Genomic DNA, 21,351 nt, shown 5'->3' with positions numbered 1-21,351 from the left:
CATGAACGAATCAGAATCAATTCAAGCCCCATCCCTACGGGGCCGCCTCGAAGCCCTGGCCCAAAGCAATGGGATCAGCCGCTGGGATCTGGGGGCCTCCTGCAGCACCGACACCTCGGTGCAGGTGGATCGGGGCGAAGCCAAGCAAATGAAGGGGGCCCAGCGCAGTGCCATCACGGTGCGGGTTTGGAATGGCGATGGCCTGGTGGGAATCACCAGCACCTCCGACCTCTCCGAGCCTGGCCTGGCCAAGGCGCTTGCCGGGGCCCGCGATGCCAGTGCCTTTGGCAACCCGGACGACATACCCGCCTTCTCCCCCCTGGCGACGGCCCCCTTAGCTCCCCTCGAGCAACCGATTCAGGAACCGATCTCGATCCTGACCATGCTCGAGACCCTCAAAGGAGCTGAGGCCAAGTTGCTCGACTCCCATGCCGCCATTGGCACGGTGCCCTACAACGGCCTAGCCCAGCGCAGTAGTGAGCGGATCTACCTCAATAGCGATGGGGCCTGCCGCCAGCAAAAACTGACAACGGCCAGCCTCTATCTCTATGCCAGGGCAGAGGAAACTGGCCGCAAACCACGAAGTGCTGGGGCAGTGCGCCTGGCCTATGGCGCCGGCAGCCTCGACATCGAGGGCTGTATCCAGGAGGCGGCCGAGCGCACCATCTCCCACCTCAACTACCGGCCAATTGAAACTGGCCACTACACCTGTGTGTTCAGCCCGGAAGCATTCCTGGATTTGATCGGGGCGTTTAGCAGCCTGTTCAATGCCAGGGCGATCATTGATGGCGTGAGCCTGAGCAACCAAGAATCGGTTGGTGAGCAGCTGGCTGTGCCCTTTCTCTCGATCACGGACAACGGCCTCAACCCGGGCAATGTGGGCGCATCGGCCTTTGATGGCGAAGGCACCCCCACCGCCGCCTTGGCCCTGCTCGAGGCTGGGGTGATCCGCAACTTCCTCCACTCCGAGGCCACGGCCCGCCACTTTGGGGTGAACCCCACGGGCCATGCAGGCATGGGCGCCAAGGTGTCCGTGGGGGCTGATTGGTTTGAGATTGGACCCACCCCGGGCAGCGGTGGTGGCCAGCAGGGCCTCAACCAAAACCAACATCAATCTCCCCTGGTGGTAATCGATTCGCTCTCGGCCCTCCATGCCGGGGTCAAGGCGAGCCAGGGTTCCTTTTCCCTGCCCTTTGATGGCTGGCTGATCAAGGATGGCGAGAAGCACTCGATCGAAGCGGCCACCGTCGCCGGTGACATTCGCACCCTGTTGAAGAGCCTGGTCGGTTTTGAGGGGGCGGCCAAGGTGACCCCCGATGGCCTGTGCCCCCAGGTGTGGGCAGAGGGTCTTTCGATCACCGGCGAGGCCTAGGGCCAGCCCTGCAGCGGCCCATGGACGTTCTCTTCTGGGGCACCCCCGCCTATGCCGTAGCCAGCCTGGATGCCCTGGCAGCAGCCGGTCACCGCATCTGCGGTGTAGTGAGCCAGCCCGATCGCCGGCGCGGCCGGGGCAAGGATTTGGTGGCTTCTCCGGTTAAGGCCCGGGCCCTCAGCCTGGGCATTCCTGTGTTCACCCCAGAGCGCATCCGCACCGATCTCGACTGCCAAAGGCAGCTGGCGGAGCTGGGGGCAGCCATCTCTGTGGTGGTGGCCTTTGGCCAGATTTTGCCCCCCGAGGTTTTGGCCCAACCGCCCCTGGGCTGCTGGAACGGCCATGGCTCGCTTTTGCCCCGCTGGCGGGGAGCGGCCCCGATCCAGTGGTCGCTGCTGGAGGGGGATCAACAAACCGGGGTCGGAATCATGGCCATGGAGGCCGGGCTCGACACCGGGCCGGTATTGCTGGAGAGGGCCATCCCGATTGGCCTGCTCCAAAACGCCCAGGAATTGGCCGCCCAACTGGCGGAGCTCACGGGGCAATTATTTGTGGAAGCCCTGCCATCGATAGAAGCGGCGGGAGCTGGCCCGGAGGCCGAAAGGCTGGGGCGCCTTGGGGTGGTGCCCCAGGAGCAGGCCACCATGACCTATGCCCGCATGTTGGCCAAGGCTGATTTCATGGTTGATTGGGGTCGGCAGGCCCTGGCCATCCACCGCCAGGTGATGGGCCTCTATCCAGGAGCCACCACCAGCTGGCAAAACAAGCGCTTCAAGGTCCAGAGCAGCGAACCCATGATCCCACGCCTAATCGAGCAACTGAGCCCCGAGGTCCAACCGCTGCTGGGGCGCTACGGCAGCAACAGCAGCAACAGCGACCAAGATCAAGCCGGAACGGTGATCGCAGTGGAGGAGGGGCTCGGCTTAGTGGTGGCCACGGGTGGCTGTCCGATCCTGGTGCGCTCAGGCCAACTGGAGGGCAAGGCCGCCTCTAGCGGCCAGAGCATGGTCCAGCAGCTGGGTGCCAAAGCCGGCGATCGTTTCGACTAGCCAGAGATCGCTTCTATTAGGTGGGATCTTTGCGCTGCAGGGCATGGAGACCCTCAAGTTGGTTGTGGACGGATTTGAGCTGGTCGCGGATGTGCTCACTATTGGAAATCCGCTCAAGGGAAAGCAGCATCGATTCAATCTGGGATTTGCAATCGATCAGCACGCGGCACTCAGGAGATCCGGGCTCGTAAAGCATCTAGAAGGGGCTGCAATCGTTTCCATTCTGGGGCGCTCGGGCGGTGGCCCCATGTACGGATTGCTACCAATTGGGCCGAGCTGGCCGGGCGCTACCCCGGGCCTTGGTCGGCGGGCGGCGGGAACCGGCCCCCGCACCAGAGCCCCCAGGGCGCCTGCCCTTGCCCCGGCCACCGCTGAGGTCGAGGGGAGCGGCCCTGAGCACCTTCGGTTCAAAACCGGGCACTTCCTGACGGGGCAGGGCCGTACCAATCAGCCGCTCGATCGCCCGCAGCAACTCACATTCCTCTGCCGCCACCAGGGAGATGGCATGGCCGTTGTGGCCGGCCCGGCCAGTGCGGCCGATGCGGTGCACATAGTCCTCGGCCTGGTTCGGCAGGTCAAGGTTGACCACATGGGGAAGCTGGTGAATATCAATCCCCCGGGCAGCCAAATCGGTAGCCACCAGCACCCGCAACTGGCCGCCCTTGAAGTCGGCAAGGGCGCGGGTACGGGCACCCTGGCTCTTGTTGCCATGGATGGCCGCAGCCCCAATTCCCTCCCTCACCAGGCGCTCGGCCATGCGGTTGGCGCCGTGCTTGGTGCGCGAAAACACCAGCACCTGCTGCCAGTCGTTGCTGCGAATCAAATGGCTGAGCAGATCCCCCTTGCGATCCATGTCGCAGGGATGGAGCAAATGCTCAACAGTGGCTGCCGTGCGGTTTTCGGGGCTGGCCTGGAGCTGCACTGGCTGGTGCAGGAGCCCGGTGGCCAGCTTGCGAATTTCGCCGGAAAAGGTGGCTGAGAAAAGCAAGTTTTGGCGCTTGGGCGGCACCAGGGCCAGGATCTTTTGGATATCCCGGATGAAGCCCATGTCGAGCATCCGATCCGCCTCATCCAGCACCAGAATCTCCACCCGGTCCAGGCGCAGGGCCCGCTGCTGATGGAGGTCCATCAGCCGGCCAGGGGTGGCCACCAGGATGTCGGTTCCCTTCTGGAGGCGCGAGATCTGGGGATTCACCTTCACCCCACCGAACACCACATCACTGCGGAGGTCGAGATAGCGGCCGTAGGCCCGCACGCTTTCGGCCACCTGGGCCGCCAGTTCACGGGTGGGGGTGAGCACTAGGGCCCGCACGATGCCGGCCTTGGCATGGGGGCCGTGGCGGAGCCGCTCCAGCATCGGCAGGGTGAAGCCGGCGGTCTTGCCGGTACCTGTTTGGGCGGCAGCCATCACATCCCGGCCAGCCATCACAGCGGGGATGCACTGGGCCTGGATCGGTGAAGGCTGGGTGTAGCCCTTCTCCGCTACGGCTTTAAGAATTGGGGCACCCAGGCCAAAGGCATCAAAGGAGGAAGCCTGGCCCTCGCCAAAAGCAGTTGAAGCAGATATGGATTGGGTAATCGCCGCAGAAGCGTTGTCTGTTAAGCCTAGGGGCCATCAGGCCGGGGCCTGTAGTGGCCGCAGCTGGTGCAGGGCCCGTCGGGAAAGACGGCACAGCGCAACAGGGGGCTGCGGGCGTTGAAGTGGCAGTCCGGATTGCCAATCACCCACTGGTTTTGCCACCAGAGGGCATCCCTTGGCTGGACCTGGGCCTTCACCTGGAGAGCCACCGTTGCCAGCTCATAACTACCGTTGCACAGCTGGTAGCGATGGCTGCGCTGTAGCACCAAAAAACTGCGCTGATCTATCACCAGCCAACGGCCAGGATGGGGCACCTCCGCCAGCGATTCAACCTCGATCGATTCCAGCAAACGGTCACTGCCGATTTGGCGCAGTTCGATCTGCAAAGGGATCTAGGCCTCCTCCAGGCTGGGGTTGCGTTGGGAAAACCCCCAGGCAAATAGGGCGGCCACCACGGCCAGCAACGCCCATTCCGGCGGATCGAGGTCCGGCAGGATCAGGCGAGCCAAGAGGCGCAGCCCCACAAAACCCACCGCCAAATAACCCGCCGTTTCCAGGTGCCTATAAACCTCGAGCCAGCGGATAAACAGCTCCGCCGTCAGGCGTAGGGCCACCACCCCAATCACCCCACCGGCCATCACCAACACGATTCGATCGGTGACCGCCACCGCTGCGGCCACACTGTCGAGCGAAAAGGCCAAATCGGTGACAGCCAAGGTGACCACCACCGATCCCAGACCCGAGCGCAAGCCCTGGGCTGGAACCGGATCGGCCCCCTCAGCCCCCTCGGCCCCTTCCTCCTGGTTGCCTCGCCAGACCTTGAGCAGATGGCTGCCACACAGCCAAAACAGATAGCCGGAGGCCAGCAGCTGCAGGGGCCAAAACTTCAGGACCCATTGGGCCGCCACGATCAGGGCCAAACGAAACACCAGGGCCAGGGCCAGACCGAGGTTGAGGGCCTGGCGCTGGGTCTTCGGCTCCTTGAGGGAGCGGGCAATGGCAGCAAGGGCTATGGCGTTGTCGGCGGAGAGCACCGCCTCCAGGGCCACCAACAGGGGGAGCAGCAACAGCACTTCGCTCCAGCGATCTGCCTGCTCAATTAGGGGGCTTATGGACTGGATCGACTCCGCTTCCAAATTGCTGCAGAGCGTCCAATAAGGCGCCACTCTAGGAAGCCTGTATGCCAAGACACGGGCCCATGCATCTGGAGGCCGAATTGGTCCACGCCGAGCCCGGCCAGCGGATTGTGCGGGTGAGCGCCTACCAGGGCAGCACGGTGCTGGGCCGCAGCCTGGGGGAAGGGGTCACGGCAGAAGAGGCTGAGGATCGGGCCCGGCAGAGAATCCTCGGCCTATTGGGGCCCCAAAAAGAACCGATCCCAGAGCCGATCCAGATCCCAGAGCCGGTCTTGAAGCCGGAGCCTGTCACAAAACAGGAGCCCATTGCAAAGCCGGTAAAAGAGTTGTTGAAGGCGCCAGTGGCTACGGCACCCAACGACGAATCCGCCAGCAGCGAGCCTGAGGATTGGAGCAGTGAATTGGCCCGGCTCGATCTCCAGCTCCAACGCCTCGGCTGGGGCCGAGACGAGGAGGCGATTTACCTGGAGCGGGCCTTTGGCCATCCAAGCCGCAACCGCCTGACCAACTTCGGCGACCTCATGGCCTACCTACAGGCCCTAGAGCCGATGGAGCCGGGCCAAGATCCGGCATCCGTGCCCGTGCCATTGCGGCGGAAAGATCTGCTTGACCAGTGCGACCAGCTGCTGCAGCAATTGCAATGGGATGCGGGCCAAGGCCGGGCATTTCTGGAGCAACACTTCTCCCTGACCAGCCGCCAGCAACTCAATGACAGCCAGCTGCTGCAATTCAACATGCTGCTGGAAAGTGAACTAATTGAATCCAGCAATCAACCTGGGGGAAACTCCTAATCCCGGCCTCCCTGAGCTTCGTTGCACCATCTGATTGTCATCCAATATTGAAATGCTTCATTGACCACTTGCCTGGTCCACCGCTCACATTTAGTGCTGTCATTGGCATAGCGACTCCAAAGAAAATCCGCCTGCCCATCCAACCGTCCAGTTTTGACAAGGCCCCCTAGGAGAACGGAATTAATAACATCTGCGGGCCTTTCGGCTGGCTTCTCCCTAAGTGAGGTCGCCATTAGTTCTGCAACTTCCTGTTCAAAACTTTCTATGATCTCGACCAAAATCAATCTATCTTTTTCATCGATTCCCTTTAATCGGGATTTCAAGGTCGAGAGGAGTTCGTTCTTTACTGCTTGATCCATATCAGGGAGGTGGGCCTAGAAAGTCTTGGGAGCGCCCTGCCCTGGGCGATGCCATTGGCCCGTGCTGCCCCAATGCAGGCCAGCCTATTGCCAAGATCAAGGGCGATTGAGCCCCCTCCCATGCCCCTCTCCCCCCTGGTGCGCCAGCTGCAGCAGGTGCCCCTCACGGCGGAGGTGCTGGAACGCTGTAAACGCCCTGAAAGACTGCGACTTAGCGGCGCTGGACGGTTGGCGAGGGCCCTGATCAGCAGTGCCCTGGCCGGCAGTGCGGAGGCTCCCTTGCTGGTGATCGTGCCCACCCTGGAGGAGGCCGGCCGCTGGGCGGCCCTGCTGGAGCTGATGGGCTGGGGCAGCAGCCAGCTGTATCCCACCAGCGAAGGATCCCCCTACGAACCCCTTGATCCCACCAGCGAAATCACCTGGGGGCAGCTGCAGGTGCTCAGCGAACTAATGGATGGGGAGGGCGGCAAGGCAGCCAGTGCAAAACGCTTTGCAATCGTGGCCACCGAAAGGGCCCTACAGCCCCACCTACCCCCACCGGCGGCCCTCTCCTCCCAATGCCTGAGCCTGCGCAAGGGCGATCTAATCGATCTCGACCAGCTCGCCGCCAGCCTCACCCGCCTGGGCTACGAGCGCGTACCGACGATTGAACAGGAGGGCAGCTGGAGCCGCAGGGGCGACATCGTCGACCTGTTTCCGGTGAGCGCCGAATTGCCGGTGCGATTGGAGCTGTTTGGCGATGAGCTGGAGAAGTTGCGGGAATTTGATCCGGCCAGCCAGCGCTCCCTTGATGCCATTGAGGTGGTGAGGCTTACCCCCACCGGCTACGGCCCCCTGGTTGCCGATGTGTTGAGGGAATCACTGCCCAGCAATCTGGAGGCCCTGCTGGGGGTCCAGGCCACCGAACAGCTGCTGGAGGGGGGCACCCCGGAGGGATTACGGCGGCTTATGGGCCTGGCCTGGAGCCAGCCAGCCTCCTTGCTGGATTACCTGCCCGCCCAAACCCTTATTGCGGTTGATGGTCGCCGCCATTGCCTCGCCCACGGCCAGCAGTGGTTTGAGCACGCCGCTGAGCAAGCGGATGAATTGGCCCAGGAGCATCCCGGCCTGCCCACCTGCCTGCACCTGGAACCAGGCCAGGCCCTAGCCCAGCTGGATGCCTACGGCGGCTTTGACCTGGCCGAACTGCATGAAACCGACAACCACGCCAACAGCTTCGATTTAGCCAGTCGCTCGGTGCCCTCCTACCCCAATGCCTTTGGCAAGTTGGCCGGCCTGGTGAAGGGCTTCGTGGCGGAAAGGGCCCGGGTGTGGCTGCTGTCCGCCCAACCCTCGCGGGCGGTGGCCCTGCTGGAGGAGCACGACTGCGTAACCAGGTTTGTGCCCAACCCGGACGATCGGCCAGCCATTGAGCGGCTGATGGAGCAAAACACCCCGGTGGCCTTGAAGAGCAAGGGCACCGCCGAACTGGAGGGGCTGCAGCTGCCGGCCTGGAAGCTGGTGCTGATCACGGATCGGGAATTCTTCGGCCAGCACTCCCTGGCCGCCAGCGGCTATGTGCGCAGGCGCAGCAAGGCGGCGAGTCGCACGGTCGATCCCAACAAGATGCAGCCCGGCGATTTCGTGGTGCACCGCAACCACGGCATCGGCAAATTCCTCAAGCTCGAAAAACTGGCGATCAGTGGGGAATCCCGCGACTACCTAGTGGTGCAATACAGCGATGGCCTGCTGCGGGTCGCCGCCGACCAACTCGGCAGCCTCGGCCGCTATCGGGCCACCAGCGATGCGCCCCCAGACCTGAACAGGATGGGCGGCACCGCCTGGACCAAGGCCAAGGAGCGCGCCCAGAAGACGATCCGCCGGGTGGCGATGGATCTGGTGAAGCTCTATGCGGAGCGTCACCAGGTGGCTGGTTTTGCCTTCCCCCCCGATGGCCCCTGGCAAAACGAGCTCGAAGACTCCTTCCCCTACGAGCCCACCACCGACCAGGTGAAGGCGATCAGCGATGTCAAGCGCGACATGGAAAAGGCCCAGCCGATGGACCGGTTGGTCTGCGGCGATGTGGGCTTCGGCAAAACCGAGGTGGCGATTAGGGCGATCTTTAAGGCCGTCACCGCCGGCAAACAGGTGGCCATGTTGGCGCCCACCACGGTGCTGGCCCAACAGCACTGGCGCACCCTCTCGGAGCGGTTTGCCCCCTATCCCCTCAAGGTGGCCCTACTCAATCGCTTCCGCACCACCAGCGAGCGCAAGGCAATTCTCGAGGGCCTGGAGGCCGGCAAGGTGGACGTGGTGGTGGGCACCCACCAGCTGCTGGGCAAGGGCACCAACTTCCAGGAACTGGGGCTGTTGGTGGTGGATGAGGAGCAGCGCTTTGGCGTGAATCAAAAGGAAAAGATCAAGGCCCTCAGAAAAGACGTGGACGTGCTGACGCTCTCGGCCACACCGATTCCCCGCACCCTTTACATGAGCCTCTCGGGTGTGCGGGAGATGAGCCTGATCACCACGCCGCCACCCCTAAGACGGCCGATCAAAACCCACCTCTCCGCCCTCGATGAGGAGGCGGTGCGCAGCGCCCTGCGCCAGGAATTGGACCGCGGCGGCCAGGTGTTTTATGTGGTGCCGCGGGTGGAGGGCATTGAGGATGTGGCCGCCCAGCTGCGCAGCATGATCCCCGGCCTGAAGCTGCTGGTGGCCCATGGCCAGATGGCAGAGGGGGAGCTGGAATCGGCCATGGTGGCCTTCAACGCCGGTGAAGCGGACGTGATGCTCTGCACCACGATCGTGGAGAGCGGGCTGGATATCCCCAGGGTGAACACGATCCTGATCGAGGACGCCCACAAATTCGGCCTCTCCCAGCTCTATCAATTGCGCGGTCGGGTGGGGCGCAGCGGCATCCAGGCCCACGCCTGGCTGTTCTATCCGGGCGATGCCTCCCTAAGCGAAGCGGCCCGGCAACGGCTCAGGGCAATTCAGGAATTTGCCCAACTGGGTTCTGGATATCAGCTGGCCATGCGCGACATGGAAATCCGTGGGGTCGGCAATTTGCTCGGGGTGGAGCAGAGCGGCCAGATGGAAACCATCGGCTTTGACCTCTACATGGAGATGCTGCAGGAATCCCTTGCCGAGATCCAGGGTCAGGACATCCCTTCCGTAGACGACACCCAGATCGATCTGCCGATTACGGCCTTCATCCCGGGCGATTGGATCACCGAAAACGACGAAAAGATCGCCGCCTACCGGGCCGCCGCCGATTGCAGCAGCAAGGAGGCCCTGGTCGAACTGGCCGCCGCCTGGGTGGATCGCTATGGCGCCATTCCGGCACCTGTGGCCTCCCTGCTGATGCTGATGGAGCTGAAGCTGGTGGCCAAGCGCTGTGGCTTTGCCCGCATCAAACCCGACAAGCCCAACATTGCCCTGGAAACACCGATGGAGGAGCCCGCCTTCCGGCTGCTGCGCCAGGGCCTGCCCCAGCACCTGCATGGCCGCCTGGTCTACCAGCCCAGCTCTGGCACCACCGCCAAGGTGCTGGCCAGGGGCCTGGGCATGTTGCCGATGGAAAAACAACTCGAACAGCTAATGGAATGGCTCAATGCCATGGCCGCCCAAATTCCAGGGGCCGATGGGCTCAACGAAAGTCAGCGACTGGAGGCGATCAAGGCCAAGAACGAAGCTGTCCTGGCGGTGTAAGGGGGCCGATATCCACCACTTTGCGCAAACTACCGTTACATTTGTGAGAAGTTCTGTAACGGGCCGCCATGGGTGAGGTGATCGACTTGGGTTCAGGCCTTGCAAGTGGATTCAGCGGTCTCAGCCTGGTTTCGGCCCTGGTCAGCCTCGGGGCGATCGGTTGGTTTGCCCTCACCCAGGAAGGGCCCGGCAACGACGACGACGACTCTTCCCCCGGTGGCGGGCTGATGCAGCCGGTCGCCTAGGGCTCCTCCCGGGCTCCAAAATCAATCCCCCCCATTCTGTTGGCGGTAGGTGGCTGGCACCAGCACCAGAAACAGCCACCACCACACCAAAATTGCCGCGGCCACCGGAGCCGTAACCCACCAACGCTGCCAAAACAGCCAGCTGGCCGATCCCACCCCCAGACCGGTCAGGACAATGGTCCAGGGCTGACACCACCAGGGTTTCTCGGCCCACATAGAACCATTTTCAGCCATTTAGCCCCTGTGATCCAGGACCCATCTTCCAGGCGCCAGACCCTTCTTGCCCACAACTCAGGCATTTGGCAGGGCAGCTTCATCCGCCTTGATGGCCGTTGCCAGGAGCGGGAGCGCTTCACCAGCCACCTGCTGGTGACGGAACAGGCTGGCCAAATTGAAGCAGCCCTGACCAACCGGCTCACCGGTTCGGTGCGCTCGATGCGCTTTGCAGAGCCGCCGGTCGAAATGCAGATCAGCCCAGGGGGCCATTGGAGCCTGGGGCCGGATCGGATTGGAGCCTGGCCCTGGGTGAGTGAGCTATGCCTGGTGTGGGGCCAGCAGCGCCGCCGCATCGTGCTGCGCTGCGCTGCGGAAAAACTTGAGTCGGTGGTACTGGTGTTGGAGGGCAGGCCAGGAGAGATGCTGCCAATTCCAGCTTCACCGCTGAATTTGACCCCAACTCAGCTGGATGGTCAGTTGGTTATCCAGGCAGATCAAAGCGAACACTTCAAGATCAGCTTTCCTGCCCATCGACGGTTTGGCGAGGCCCAACACGTGGCCCTGCTCTGGGAGCCCGAGCCCGGCGTGGCCCTAGGGCTGGCCAGGCACTACGGCGCCAGCGGCCAACTACTTAGCTATGGGCTTGGCTAGGGCCTTTGGATTAGGTAGGGCAGCTGGCACATTGGCGCTGGCGGGGTTGTAGCTGGCCCCAGGGGCTAGGCCAGCGCTAGTTGCGGTGGCGCTGGCGGCCCGTAATTGCTTGACCAGGGTGTTCTCTGCGACCCGATATTGGGGATCCTTGCGGGTGCCCAGGTCCTCCAGCTTCATCCGCTGGGCTTCCTGATCGGTGAGCTTGGCATTCACATCTGGGGCGATGCCGTGTTTGTGGATGTCACGCCCACTGGGGGTTAGGTATTTGGCGATGGTCACGGTCATGCCGGAGCCGTCGGAGAGCCCCCGCACCGATTGCACCAAACCCTTGCCGAAGGTTTTCTGGCCCACCAGCAGGGCCCGGTGGTTGTCCTGAAGGGCTCCAGAGAGAATTTCACTGGCGCTGGCCGATCCCTCATTCACCAGGATCACCATCGGCTTGGTGGTGAGGGCCCGGCCCGTGGCCCGCTTCACATCCTGGATGCCATCGCGGGTTTTAGTGGAAACGATCGTGCCCTCGTTGAGCCACTGGCGGGCGATCTCCACGCTTGCCACCAGCAGGCCACCGGGGTTACTGCGCAGATCGAGCACATAGCCCTGGGCCCCTTTTGCCTCCAGGTCTTGGAGGGCCAGGCGCATGTCCTTGGCGGCAGTTGCCGTGAACTGCTTAAGCCGGATATAGCCCACCTTGCTCCCTTCGGTGCCGGTGTTGATCTGGTGCTCCACCGCGTGCAACTCGATGCGCTGGCGGGTGAGGGGCACCTCAAGCAATTGACCCTTGCGCCTGAGGGTGAGGGTCACGGTGGTGCCGGCCTGGCCGCGAATCAACTTGACCGCGTCCTCGGTGCCCATGCCCTTGGTGCTCTTGCCATCAATGGCTGTGATCACATCCTTGGGCTGGACCCCCGCCTTAGAAGCTGGCGATCCATCTATCGGGGAGATCACCACCAGGTTTTTAGTCTCCTTATCCAGGCTCAACTGGATGCCCACCCCGGAAAGCTCCCCGGAGGTGTCGATCTGCATCTCCTTGAATTCCCTGGGATCTAGGAAACGGGTGTAGGGGTCATCGAGGCTGGCCAGCATGCCCCGGATTGCCTCGTAGGCCTCCTTGGGGGTGCCGTAGTTCTTGGTGAGCACATCGCGGCGCAATTTGCGCCACTGTTCCGGCGTGTACTTGCCGTTGATATCCAGGTAATCGCGGAAAACTATCTGCCAGGTCTGGTCGATTACCTCCTTGGGGCTATCGCTAATCAGGGCAGCTCCGCTGGGGGCCAGCAGGGGAGGTATCGCCACCGCAGCCATGGCACTAACCGTGCCCACACCCACCAAAACCAGCAGCCTGCTGCGTCCACTGGCCATGCGGTGAGCCCCCAAGCTCTTTTACTCAACTCAAGCTAGCGACCTAGGGATCAAACCAACGGCCGTCTTCCTTAATCAGGGCAATTAGGGCCTCAACGCCCTCGGCCTCGGGCACCCGCCGGATCTCATCACGACCGCGATATAGGGAAATGGTGCCGGGAGTTTTGCCCACATAGCCGTAATCGGCATCAGCCATCTCACCTGGTCCATTGACAATGCAGCCCATCACGGCGATGTCTAGGCCCGTTAGGTGGGCAGTGGCGTTGCGCACCACATGCAGCACCTCCTCGAGGTTGAAGAGGGTGCGCCCGCAGCTGGGGCAGGCCACGTATTCCACCATCGTCTTGCGCAGCCCTAGGGCCTGCAGAATCGAGTAGCAGACGGGGATTTCCTTCTCTGGGGCCTCGGTGAGGGATACCCGGATCGTGTCGCCCAGGCCATCGGCCAGCAGGGTGGCAATGCCCGCCGTGCTTTTGATGCGGCCGTAATCGCCATCGCCGGCTTCCGTAACCCCCAGGTGGAGGGGGTAATTGAAACCCTCGGCATCCATGCGATAGGCCATCAGGCGATAGGCCGAAAGCATCACTGGCGCCCGGGAAGCCTTCATCGAAACCACGATGTTGTGGAAGTCGAGCCGATCGCAGATGCGAATGAATTCCAAGGCCGACTCCACCATCCCTGCCGGGGTGTCGCCGTAGGCAAACAACATCCGCTCCGCCAGGGAGCCATGGTTCACGCCAATGCGCAGGGCCTTGTCCTGGGCCTTGAGCAGGCTGACCAGGGGTTCGAAGGTGGCGGCGATCCGCTCGCCAATCTCAGCGATTTCCTCCTCGGAGAAGGAAGTGCGGTTTGGATCTGGCTTATCGAAGACAAAAAGCCCCGGATTGATCCGCACCTTGTCGACGTGCTGGGCCACCTCCAGGGCAATCTTCATGCCGTTGTGGTGCACGTCGGCCACCAGGGGCACCGGCTGGTAGGTGTCTTCCAGCTTTTGGCGAATCTCCTTTACCGCCTTGGCATGGGCCAGGCTCGGCACGGTGAGGCGCACGATCTCGCAGCCAGCCTCATGCAGGCGGCGGATTCCGGCCGTTGCACCCTCGATGTCAAGGGTGTCCTCGTTGATCATCGACTGCACAACCACCGGGTGGTCGCTGCCAATCCAGACACTTCCCACCCGCACATTGCGGGTTTGGCGGCGATGGATGACCGTGTCGAAGCGGGGATCGTTCTCCCAATCCATGCTGCCGCCCATCACTAAGACACCAGTTGCTGGATCAAGCCTGTCACAAAGGGGCTGGCTACTGACTAATTCGCCTGGCAAGCCTGGCCAGATCGCCAACCGTTAGCGAACGGGGTTTTCCCTCGAGCCTTGAGGGATTGCGCAATAGATAGGAGGGATGGAAAAGGGGCATAAGGGCCCTACCGCCCAGCAGCGGGCCCTCACCTGCCAGCCATTGGCCCCGCAACTGGCTAATCCCCGCCTTGATGCCCATCACTGCAGCAAGGGCGGTGGCACCAACCAGGCCAATTACGGCAGGATTCACCAGGCTGATCTGCTGCTCGAGCCAGGGCCTGCAGGCCTCCAGCTCGGCGGGTTTCGGTTTACGGTTTGCGGGCGGGCGGCACTTGAGCCCATTGCAGATGTAGAGGTCGTGGTCGCGATCAAGGCCCACTTCGGCCAGCAACTGATCCAGCAGCAGACCCGAACGCCCCACGAACGGCAGGCCCGTGGCATCCTCCTCGGCCCCGGGGGCCTCGCCAATCAACATCAGCCGGGCCTCGGGATTACCCCGGCCCACCACCACCTGCTGGCGGCTGGCCGCAAGGGAGCATTGCTGACATTCGCCACAGGCCAGGGTCAGCGCCCCAAGATCGGGCAGCCCATGGTTTGGCAGCAGATGGGAGTTGCTGGTCATGCCTTCAGGATGGGGCAGGATGGGGGTATTACAGCTGCCGCGCCGGCCGTAGCCGGGCCTTGGAATCGCCGATGCAGGATCGGGCACTGCTTTCCCCAAGGGCCCAGGCGCTGCAGCCCTCGCTGACGCTGGCCATCGCCGCCAAGGCCAAGCAGCTGCGCGCGGATGGCCGCGACATCTGCAGCCTGAGCGCAGGCGAGCCGGATTTCGAAACCCCCGCCTTTATCCGTGCCGCAGCGGCCCAGGCCCTGGAAGAGGGCCAAACCCGATACGGACCAGCCGCTGGGGAGCCGGCCCTGCGCGAAGCAATTGCCGCCAAGCTCAGCCAGGAGAACCAGGTGGCCACCAAGGCCGCCGAGGTGCTGGTCACCAATGGGGGCAAGCAGGCCCTGTTCAACCTTTTCCAGGTGATCCTGGCCCCGGGCGATGAGGTGTTGCTGCCCTCCCCCTATTGGCTGAGCTACCCGGAAATTGCCCAGCTGGCCGGAGCCTCGGTCAAATTGCTGCCCAGCGATGCCGACCAGGGCTTCCGACTTAGGCCCGAGCAGTTGGAAGCGGCGATCACCCCGGCCAGTCGGCTGCTGGTGCTCAACAGCCCCTCCAACCCCACCGGCATGGTCTTGGGCCGGCCGGAATTGGAGGCCCTAGCTGCGGTATTGCGCCGCCACCCCCAGGTGTTGGTGGTGTGCGACGAGATCTACGAATTCCTGCTGGCCCCTGGCCACAGCCACCACAGCTTTGCGGCGGTGGCCCCGGACCTGGCGGATCGGATTTTCACGGTGAATGGTTTTGCCAAGGGCTGGGCGATGACCGGCTGGCGCATCGGTTGGCTGGCCGGCAACAGGGAGGTGATCGCTGCGGCCACGGCCCTACAGAGCCAAAGCACCAGCAATGTCTGCACCTTTGCCCAATACGGAGCCCTGGCCGCCATCACCGGCTCCAGGGATTGCGTGCAGCAGATGGCCGCCGAATTCAACGGTCGCCGGGCCCTGCTCTCCGAGCGATTGATGGCGATTAGGGGCCTGAAGCTGCTGGCGCCGGAGGGGGCCTTTTATGCCTTCCCAGATGTGGGCGAATACGGGCTCGATTCGATGACCCTCTGCAATCGCCTGCTCGATGAGGTGGGCTTGGCGGTGGTGCCAGGGGTGGCATTTGGCGACGACCGCTGCATTCGTCTTTCCTGTGCCGTTTCACCTGCGACGATCAACGACGGCCTAGATCGCCTCGAGCGCTTTCTGGTCGGCCTCTGACCCCCAGCTTTTTAGAACCGCCCCGATGAATCGCCTACCACTGCCCGTCTGGCGCCTGGGCCGCGCCATCCTCAGCGCCACCGCAGCAGGTGTTGCCCTGGCAACGGCCCCGGCCCTGCTGCCCCTTTCCCCCCAAGCCCTGGGGATCAGCCCCGCGGCGGCAGAGGTGCAGAAACCGGTGTTGCGCATTGGCGCAATTCCGGATCAAAACCCAGAAAAGCTGAACCGGCTCTACGGGCTTGTGGCAAATGAATTGGGCCAACAACTCGGCGTGGCTGTGCAATACGTGCCCGTGACTGACTACGCCGCTGCCGTGAGTGCCTTCCGCACCGGCCAGCTTGATCTGGTGTGGTTTGGCGGCCTGACCGGCGTGCAGGCAAAACTGCAAAAACCCGGGGCCAAGATGGTCGCCCAGCGGGATATTGATGCCCAGTTTTATTCGGTCTTTATCGCCAATAGCGGCAGTGGCCTAAAGCCGATTAATTCGGTGAAAGGGCTGGTTGAACTGAAGGGAAAACGCTTCACCTTTGGCTCGGAAAGTTCGACCTCAGGGCGGCTGATGCCCCAATACTTTCTGATGCAGGCGGGGGTCAAATTGACTGATTTCGCCGGCGGTGCCCCCGGTTTCAGTGGCAGCCACGACGCCACCATTGCCCTGGTGCAAAGCGGGGCCTATGAGGCCGGGGCAGTCAACGAACAGGTGTGGAAGTCCAGCCTGCGCAGCGGCAAGGTAAATCGCAAAAAGGTGTCGGTGATCTGGCGCACCGCCCCCTACGCCGACTACCTCTGGTTGGCCCAACCCAACCTCGATAAAAGCTTCGGCAAGGGCTTCACCAACAAGCTCGCCAAGGCGATCATTAGCTGGCGATCCAGCGATCCAGAACAGAAGCAGATCCTGAATCTCTTTGGCGCCCAACAGTTCACCAGCGTGAATGCGGCCGAATACAGGCAAATTGAGGCGGTGGGCAGGCAGATCGGCAAGATCCGCTGAAACAACATCCGCTGAAACAAGAGCCCCTGAAAACAGTGAAGGCCCTGCTGGAGCTCGATCAGATCGTGGTTAGGGGCCGCCAAAGGCCCCGCCTCGACCACATTTCCCTGGTACTCCAGCCGGGGGAACGGGTTGCCCTGATCGGCCCCAGTGGCGCTGGTAAAAGCAGCCTGCTGGCGGTGGCCAATGGCCTGCTGGCCGCCCAGGGCGGTCGGGTGGTGTGGCTCGGTGAGGAGCGCTCCAAAAGCCCCCACAGAAGAAGGCGCCAACAGGCCCGGATCGGCACCCTCTGGCAAGACCTGCGCCTGATAGAGGAGCTGAGCGTCCAACAAAACATCAATGCCGGGCGCCTGGGCCAATGGGGCTGGCCCCAGGCCCTACTAAATCTGCTGCTACCCATCGAAACCGAGGCCTGCGCCGCCGTATTGGGACGGCTCGAGCTCGACCCTGCCCTGCTATGCCAGCCGGTATCTGCCCTCTCCGGGGGCCAACGCCAACGGGTTGCCCTGGCCCGGCTACTGCGCCAGGACCCCATGCTGTTGCTGGCCGATGAACCGCTGGCCAGCCTCGATCCCCGCCTGGCCGACGAACTGCTCCAGCTGCTTTTGGAGCAGGCCCAAGCCCCAAGGGGCCTGCTGATGAGCCTGCACCGGCCTGACTTACTGCACCACTTTGATCGGGTGGTTGGGCTGCGCGATGGCCAGCTAGTGGTGGATCAAAGCGTGGCCAGCCTGGGCAGCCACCAGCTCGATGGGCTCTATGCCGGTGCCTCCAATTAGGTACCTGAAGACCGGGGCGGCGCCCCTGTGGGTACTGGCACCGGCCCTGGTGCTCATTCCCCTGGCGTTGTTGCTGCCCCAGCTGGTCCACGGCGGCGGCTGGGAGCTGGTGGGCCAATTTGCCTGGGCGGCCCTGCATCCATGCCTGGATCCCCAGGTGCTCCTGGCCCAACTGCAGGGGCTAGGTACCACCGCGGGCATGGCCCTATTGGGCTGGGCCGCCAGCCTGGTGATCGGGCTGATCTTGGGGATCGCCAGTTCCCGCCGGGTATGGCTGAGCTGGTTTGGCAGTGCCTACCCGGCGGAGCTACTGCGCAAGCTGGGGGCCCTGCCGCGCTCGATCCATGAGTTGTTGTGGGGTTTGCTGCTGCTGCAACTGCTGGGGCTCCATCCGGTGGTGGCGGTGGCGGCAATTGCCATTCCCTTTGGGGCCCTGGTGGCCCGGGTAATCAGCGACCAACTCGATGCCCTGCCGATCGCCAGCCTGGAGGCGCTCAGCAGTGGTGGGGCCTGTGCCCCAGCAGCCCTGCTCACCGCCCTGGGACCTCCCCTGCTGCCCCAATTGCTCAGCTATGGGGGCTACCGGCTGGAATGCGCCCTGCGCAGCGCCACCTTGCTGGGGGTCTTTGGCCTGGGGGGCCTGGGCACCGACCTACGGCTGACCTTGCAGTCGCTCAACTTCCCCGAACTGTGGAGCGGCCTGTGGCTGCTGCTGCTGGCGATGGTGGCCCTAGAAGCACTGGTGGGATTACTGCGGCGACGCTGGGCCATGCCCCAACGGCTAGCCCTCAAGCCAGCCCGGATCGGTCGCCAGGGCCTGGAAATTATTGGCGCCGGCCTGGTGCTGGTGCCCGTGCTGATCGCCGCCGCCTGGGCCCTGCAGGTTTCCCCCCAGGATTTGGGGAAATGGCAGCAGCTGCCGCCCATGGCTCCGGCCGACTGGCCCGCCCTGCTGGCCCTGCCCTGGCCCCAACTGATTGGCAACACCCTGCTGCTGACCCTGCTGGCCTCGGCATTGGCCGTGGGGGTGGCACCCCTGCTGCTGTTGCTAGTGGCCCCCTGGCCCTGGGCCCAGCTGGCGCTGCGGGCGCTCTGGCTAATGGGACGGCTCTGGCCACCCCCGCTGACGGCCCTGCTGCTGTTGTTTTTGCTCAAGCCGGGGGTGATTACCGCGGCCCTGGCCCTGGGCTTCCACAACCTGGGCATCCTGGGCCGGCTGCTGCTGGAGGCCAGTGAAACCAACCTCTCCGGCCAGGAAGCATTGCTGGCGGCAGGCACTCCACCCCGAATGGCGCTGCTCTATGGCTCCTTCAGCGCCCTGGCCCGGCCCTACCTGGCCTATGGGGCCTACCGCAGCGATGTAATCCTGCGGGAATCGGTGGTGGTGGGCCTGGTGGGGGCAACCGGTTTGGGCAGCCAGCTGCTGGAGGCCCTGAGCTCCTTTGCCTGGGACCAACTCCTGGCCCTGATGGCGGTCTATGCCGTTTTGACCCTGCTGGGGGAAGATCTCAGCGACCGCGCCCGCCGCCAGTTGCATGCAAATTCCCAAGAAGCTGGTGGTGCTTGGCGATAGCGGCGTCCATGGCTGGGGGGATCCGCTGGAGGGGGGTTGGTGTGAACGGCTAAGGCGCCACTGGATGGAGCTGCCCGCCGCACCGGTGATCTACAACCTGGGGGTTCGGGGTGATGGCCTGGAGCGCCTGGCCGCCAGGCTCATTGATGAGGTGGGCCGCAGGGGGGAATTGCGCCGCCAAACTCCCCAGGGAATCCTGCTGGGCATCGGCCTCAACGATACCGCCCGAATCGGCCGCATTGACGGGCGCCCCCAACTGGATCCCGAGGCCTTTTTATTTGGCATGGGCCAACTGCTGAACCAGGCCAAGGCCCTGGCGCCAGTGCATGTGATCGGCCTGACACCTGTGCTGGATCAGGCGATGCCCTACGCCGGGGTGCTCTGGTACGGGCTCGACTCGATTCGCCGCTACGAAGGCCTGCTCGAGGAGGCCTGCCTCGAGGCAAATGTGCCGTTTCTGCCAATGCTCGATGGCCTGTTGGCCGATCCGGACTGGCCCCAGTGGCTTTGCAGTGATGGCCTCCATCTCAACAGCGATGGCCACGGCCAGGTCTATGGGCGACTGCAGCGCTGGCCGGCCCTTTTGGAGTGGGCCGAGCTGAAACCCCTAAACCTGCCAACCTCCACCCGGGGTTGGTAGATCCCCAAGGCTGGTAGATCCCCCAATCCGGTGAGAGCGATTCCACGGGCTGGGTGAGGGGGGAGGAGGGGGTTTCTGGGGAAGGTGAAAGCAGCGATGCCCAACCCATGGCCCAATCCAACCTCCTGCAAGCCAACCCCGAGCAAGCCAACCTCGAGCAATCCACTCTGCATTCATCAAACCGCCAATGGCTGAAGGCCATGGCCACAGCCTCTGAAGATCACCTCCGCCTGCATTGGCGCAATGCCTTGGTGACGAACAACCTCGCCCTGGTCAAGCAGGTAGCCCATCGCCAAAGCAAGCTCACCGGCAGGCCCTTTGAAGACCTGGTTTCAGCGGGCAACCTGGGCCTAATTCGGGCCGTGGAAACCTTCTCCCTTGGGCGCGACGGTGCCCTGAGCTCCTTTGCCGTGCCCTTTATCCGCGGCGCAATCCTGCACGACATCCGCGATCGGGAGCAGCCGATCCACACCCCCCGCCGGATGCGGGAACTGCACCAGAGGGCCTGCCGGATGCTGCGGCAAAAGGGCCAGACCAGCCCAAGCCCTACTAGCGAAAGCCTGACCAGCCCAGACCTGGCCGAGGCCCTGGGCTGCCGGGTGGAGCAATTGCAGGAGGCCCAGGCGGTGCAGCTGGCCCTCCAGGTGCGCAGCCTCGATGCCCCCTTGCCGGGCTGCGGGGAGGATCCAGCTGAGGGCAGCTGCTTGCTGGATCAAATTGCCGCCACGGTGCCCCTCGAGCCCGACGGCGAAACCGCAGCCCAACAGGCCTGGCTCAAGCAAAAGTTGGCGGAGTTGGAGCCCCTCGATCGCCACCTGCTCGAGGGCCACTGGCTCGATGGCCAGACCTGGAGCGAACTGGCCCAGCTGCACGGCCTGGAAAGGAAACAGGCCCAGAAGCGGGGTGAGGCTGCCCTGATGCGCCTACGCAGCAGCCTGGAGGGGGAGCTGGAACAGCAGGGCCAAGCCGATGGCCAGCAGCGCGGCGATGGCCGTTTGCATCCCATTGACCAGCTCATTACTGAGCCAGGCGAAGCGGCGCTGGAGGCTCGCCCCAATCAAGCTTTCGATCAGGGTTGCCAGCAGACCCACAGCCGTAACGAGCGCCCAGGCCCTGCCGCCGGGCACCAGAGCCAGGGCGGCCATAACCAGGGCCATCAGGGCCGATCCCACCAGGCTGGCGGCCGTGCCCTCCAGGCTGATTGCCCCCTCGGTGCCGGGGGAAACAGGCCTCCAGGTGGTGATCAAGATGGTGTGGCGACCCCAGCGTTTTCCAATTTCACTGCCAAAGGTGTCGGCCAATTTGGCCGCAAAACTGGCCGCAAATCCCAGCAAAAGCAGGGGGCGCGCCGGGGCCGGCAGCAGGGCATATGCAATGGCCAGAATCGCCCCGGTGGCAGCCGATCCCCAGACGTTCTCCGGACCGCGCTTACCGCCCCTGGCCTCGGCCAGGCCCAGGGCGGCCTTGGTGCGAAATCCCAGCTTAGTTACGGCTGAACCAAGGGCCAGGTAAACCACCACCGCCAACCAACCACGGGGACCCAGGCCCGTCCAGAGCAGGGTCCCGAGGATGCCGGCATGCACCCAGCCGGAGCGGGTTAGGAGCGGCAGGCGCTGGGCCCAGGCAATTAGGCCGCCATTGACCAGCAGGGCGATCAGGAGCGGATGGGATAGGACCATTCAGGGCAGTTGTGTTGCACAGGTCTAAGCCCGATGGAGAAAGGGGCCTTGGGCAGCAGATAATCGCCCCATGACG

At 63.6% G+C, this 21,351-nt stretch carries 21 protein-coding genes and 1 pseudogene; 12 read left to right on the top strand and 10 right to left on the bottom strand.

Annotation, left to right across the window (positions count from 1 at the left end):
• Position 1: 1 nt before the first annotated feature.
• Positions 2 to 1,372 carry a TldD/PmbA family protein gene (locus KBY49_RS02260; protein ID WP_254933145.1) on the top strand — a complete coding sequence of 457 codons (1,371 nt, stop codon included), beginning with the start codon at positions 2 to 4 and terminating at the stop codon, positions 1,370 to 1,372.
• 20 nt (positions 1,373 to 1,392) lie between these two features.
• A complete protein-coding gene (gene fmt / locus KBY49_RS02255) occupies positions 1,393 to 2,421 on the top strand; it encodes a methionyl-tRNA formyltransferase (protein WP_254933144.1) in 1,029 nt (342 codons plus the stop codon).
• 16 nt (positions 2,422 to 2,437) lie between these two features.
• Here fmt and KBY49_RS02250 read toward each other — a convergent pair whose 3' ends face one another.
• The 4 genes from KBY49_RS02250 to KBY49_RS02235 form a co-directional block, all read right to left on the bottom strand.
• The gene (locus KBY49_RS02250; RefSeq protein ID WP_254933143.1) at positions 2,438 to 2,617 is read right to left on the bottom strand and encodes a hypothetical protein; all 180 of its coding nucleotides are present in this window, start codon (positions 2,615 to 2,617) and stop codon (positions 2,438 to 2,440) included.
• Between the two features lie 63 nt (positions 2,618 to 2,680).
• Positions 2,681 to 3,931, bottom strand: a complete 1,251-nt coding sequence (locus tag KBY49_RS02245) for a DEAD/DEAH box helicase (protein WP_254933980.1) — start codon at positions 3,929 to 3,931, stop codon at positions 2,681 to 2,683.
• Between the two features lie 95 nt (positions 3,932 to 4,026).
• A complete protein-coding gene (locus KBY49_RS02240) occupies positions 4,027 to 4,386 on the bottom strand; it encodes a DUF6464 family protein (protein ID WP_254933142.1) in 360 nt (119 codons plus the stop codon).
• 6 nt (positions 4,387 to 4,392) lie between these two features.
• Positions 4,393 to 5,136, bottom strand: a complete 744-nt coding sequence (locus KBY49_RS02235; RefSeq protein ID WP_254933979.1) for a DUF475 domain-containing protein — start codon at positions 5,134 to 5,136, stop codon at positions 4,393 to 4,395.
• 62 nt (positions 5,137 to 5,198) lie between these two features.
• Here KBY49_RS02235 and KBY49_RS02230 point away from each other — a divergent pair, with 62 nt between their 5' ends.
• Positions 5,199 to 5,927, top strand: coding sequence for a hypothetical protein (locus tag KBY49_RS02230; RefSeq protein ID WP_254933141.1), 729 nt, complete (start codon positions 5,199 to 5,201; stop codon positions 5,925 to 5,927).
• Here KBY49_RS02230 and KBY49_RS02225 read toward each other — a convergent pair.
• Positions 5,924 to 6,286, bottom strand: coding sequence for a hypothetical protein (locus tag KBY49_RS02225; RefSeq protein ID WP_254933140.1), 363 nt, complete (start codon positions 6,284 to 6,286; stop codon positions 5,924 to 5,926). The two genes, KBY49_RS02230 and KBY49_RS02225, sit on opposite strands and share 4 nt — an antisense overlap.
• Positions 6,287 to 6,406: 120 nt before the next feature.
• On the opposite strand from KBY49_RS02225, the gene mfd reads away from it, so the two are divergent.
• A complete protein-coding gene (gene mfd / locus KBY49_RS02220; protein WP_254933139.1) occupies positions 6,407 to 9,976 on the top strand; it encodes a transcription-repair coupling factor in 3,570 nt (1,189 codons plus the stop codon).
• A gap of 68 nt (positions 9,977 to 10,044) precedes the next feature.
• Complete coding sequence (locus KBY49_RS02215; RefSeq protein WP_254933138.1) at positions 10,045 to 10,221, top strand: hypothetical protein; 177 nt, start codon at positions 10,045 to 10,047, stop codon at positions 10,219 to 10,221.
• A 21-nt stretch (positions 10,222 to 10,242) separates the two neighbouring features.
• Here the strand turns inward: KBY49_RS02215 and KBY49_RS02210 are convergent, their stop codons facing one another.
• Entirely contained in the window at positions 10,243 to 10,455 is a 213-nt protein-coding gene (locus tag KBY49_RS02210; RefSeq protein ID WP_254933137.1) for a DUF6737 family protein, read from the bottom strand.
• A gap of 9 nt (positions 10,456 to 10,464) precedes the next feature.
• Between KBY49_RS02210 and KBY49_RS02205 the strand changes: the two genes are divergently transcribed.
• Positions 10,465 to 11,088 carry a hypothetical protein gene (locus KBY49_RS02205; RefSeq protein ID WP_254933136.1) on the top strand — a complete coding sequence of 208 codons (624 nt, stop codon included), beginning with the start codon at positions 10,465 to 10,467 and terminating at the stop codon, positions 11,086 to 11,088.
• Here the strand turns inward: KBY49_RS02205 and KBY49_RS02200 are convergent.
• Genes KBY49_RS02200 through KBY49_RS02190 form a run of 3 tightly spaced genes read right to left on the bottom strand, consistent with a single transcriptional unit; the run spans position 11,065 to position 14,450 of the window.
• On the bottom strand, positions 11,065 to 12,447 hold the full coding sequence (locus tag KBY49_RS02200; protein ID WP_254933135.1) for a S41 family peptidase: 1,383 nt from the start codon (positions 12,445 to 12,447) through the stop codon (positions 11,065 to 11,067). The genes KBY49_RS02205 and KBY49_RS02200 overlap by 24 nt on opposite strands.
• 43 nt (positions 12,448 to 12,490) lie before the next feature.
• Positions 12,491 to 13,687, bottom strand: a complete 1,197-nt coding sequence (gene ispG, locus KBY49_RS02195) for a (E)-4-hydroxy-3-methylbut-2-enyl-diphosphate synthase (protein WP_396099213.1) — start codon at positions 13,685 to 13,687, stop codon at positions 12,491 to 12,493.
• 58 nt (positions 13,688 to 13,745) lie between these two features.
• Positions 13,746 to 14,450, bottom strand: coding sequence for a uracil-DNA glycosylase (locus tag KBY49_RS02190; protein ID WP_254933133.1), 705 nt, complete (start codon positions 14,448 to 14,450; stop codon positions 13,746 to 13,748).
• On the opposite strand from KBY49_RS02190, the gene KBY49_RS02185 reads away from it, so the two are divergent.
• The 6 genes and pseudogenes from KBY49_RS02185 to KBY49_RS02160 all read left to right on the top strand — a co-directional run.
• Positions 14,435 to 15,613: a pyridoxal phosphate-dependent aminotransferase gene (locus tag KBY49_RS02185; RefSeq protein ID WP_254933132.1), complete on the top strand. Its 1,179-nt coding sequence runs from the start codon at positions 14,435 to 14,437 to the stop codon at positions 15,611 to 15,613. The two genes, KBY49_RS02190 and KBY49_RS02185, sit on opposite strands and share 16 nt — an antisense overlap.
• Positions 15,614 to 15,638: 25 nt before the next feature.
• Complete coding sequence (locus KBY49_RS02180; RefSeq protein ID WP_254933131.1) at positions 15,639 to 16,604, top strand: putative selenate ABC transporter substrate-binding protein; 966 nt, start codon at positions 15,639 to 15,641, stop codon at positions 16,602 to 16,604.
• A 35-nt stretch (positions 16,605 to 16,639) separates the two neighbouring features.
• Positions 16,640 to 17,383, top strand: coding sequence for a phosphonate ABC transporter ATP-binding protein (locus KBY49_RS02175; RefSeq protein ID WP_254933130.1), 744 nt, complete (start codon positions 16,640 to 16,642; stop codon positions 17,381 to 17,383).
• Entirely contained in the window at positions 17,370 to 18,956 is a 1,587-nt protein-coding gene (locus tag KBY49_RS02170; RefSeq protein WP_254933129.1) for a phosphonate ABC transporter, read from the top strand. The genes KBY49_RS02175 and KBY49_RS02170 overlap by 14 nt, the downstream gene beginning before the upstream one ends.
• The gene (locus tag KBY49_RS02165) at positions 18,919 to 19,596 is read left to right on the top strand and encodes a GDSL-type esterase/lipase family protein (RefSeq protein WP_254933128.1); all 678 of its coding nucleotides are present in this window, start codon (positions 18,919 to 18,921) and stop codon (positions 19,594 to 19,596) included. Before KBY49_RS02170 ends, KBY49_RS02165 begins: the two co-directional genes overlap by 38 nt.
• Positions 19,597 to 19,703: 107 nt before the next feature.
• Positions 19,704 to 20,519, top strand: a pseudogene (locus KBY49_RS02160) (sigma-70 family RNA polymerase sigma factor); the annotation flags it as partial.
• Here KBY49_RS02160 and KBY49_RS02155 read toward each other — a convergent pair.
• Positions 20,520 to 21,275 (bottom strand): DUF92 domain-containing protein, encoded by a 756-nt coding sequence (locus KBY49_RS02155; RefSeq protein WP_254933978.1) that lies wholly within the window; start codon positions 21,273 to 21,275, stop codon positions 20,520 to 20,522. It lies immediately after the preceding pseudogene.
• Between the last annotated feature and the right edge of the window lie 76 nt (positions 21,276 to 21,351).

Source organism: Cyanobium sp. WAJ14-Wanaka (assembly GCF_024345375.1).
Lineage (GTDB): Bacteria > Cyanobacteriota > Cyanobacteriia > PCC-6307 > Cyanobiaceae > Cyanobium_A.
Note: the sequence above shows the minus strand (reverse complement) of the source record. Positions and strands in the feature narration are given on the sequence as shown.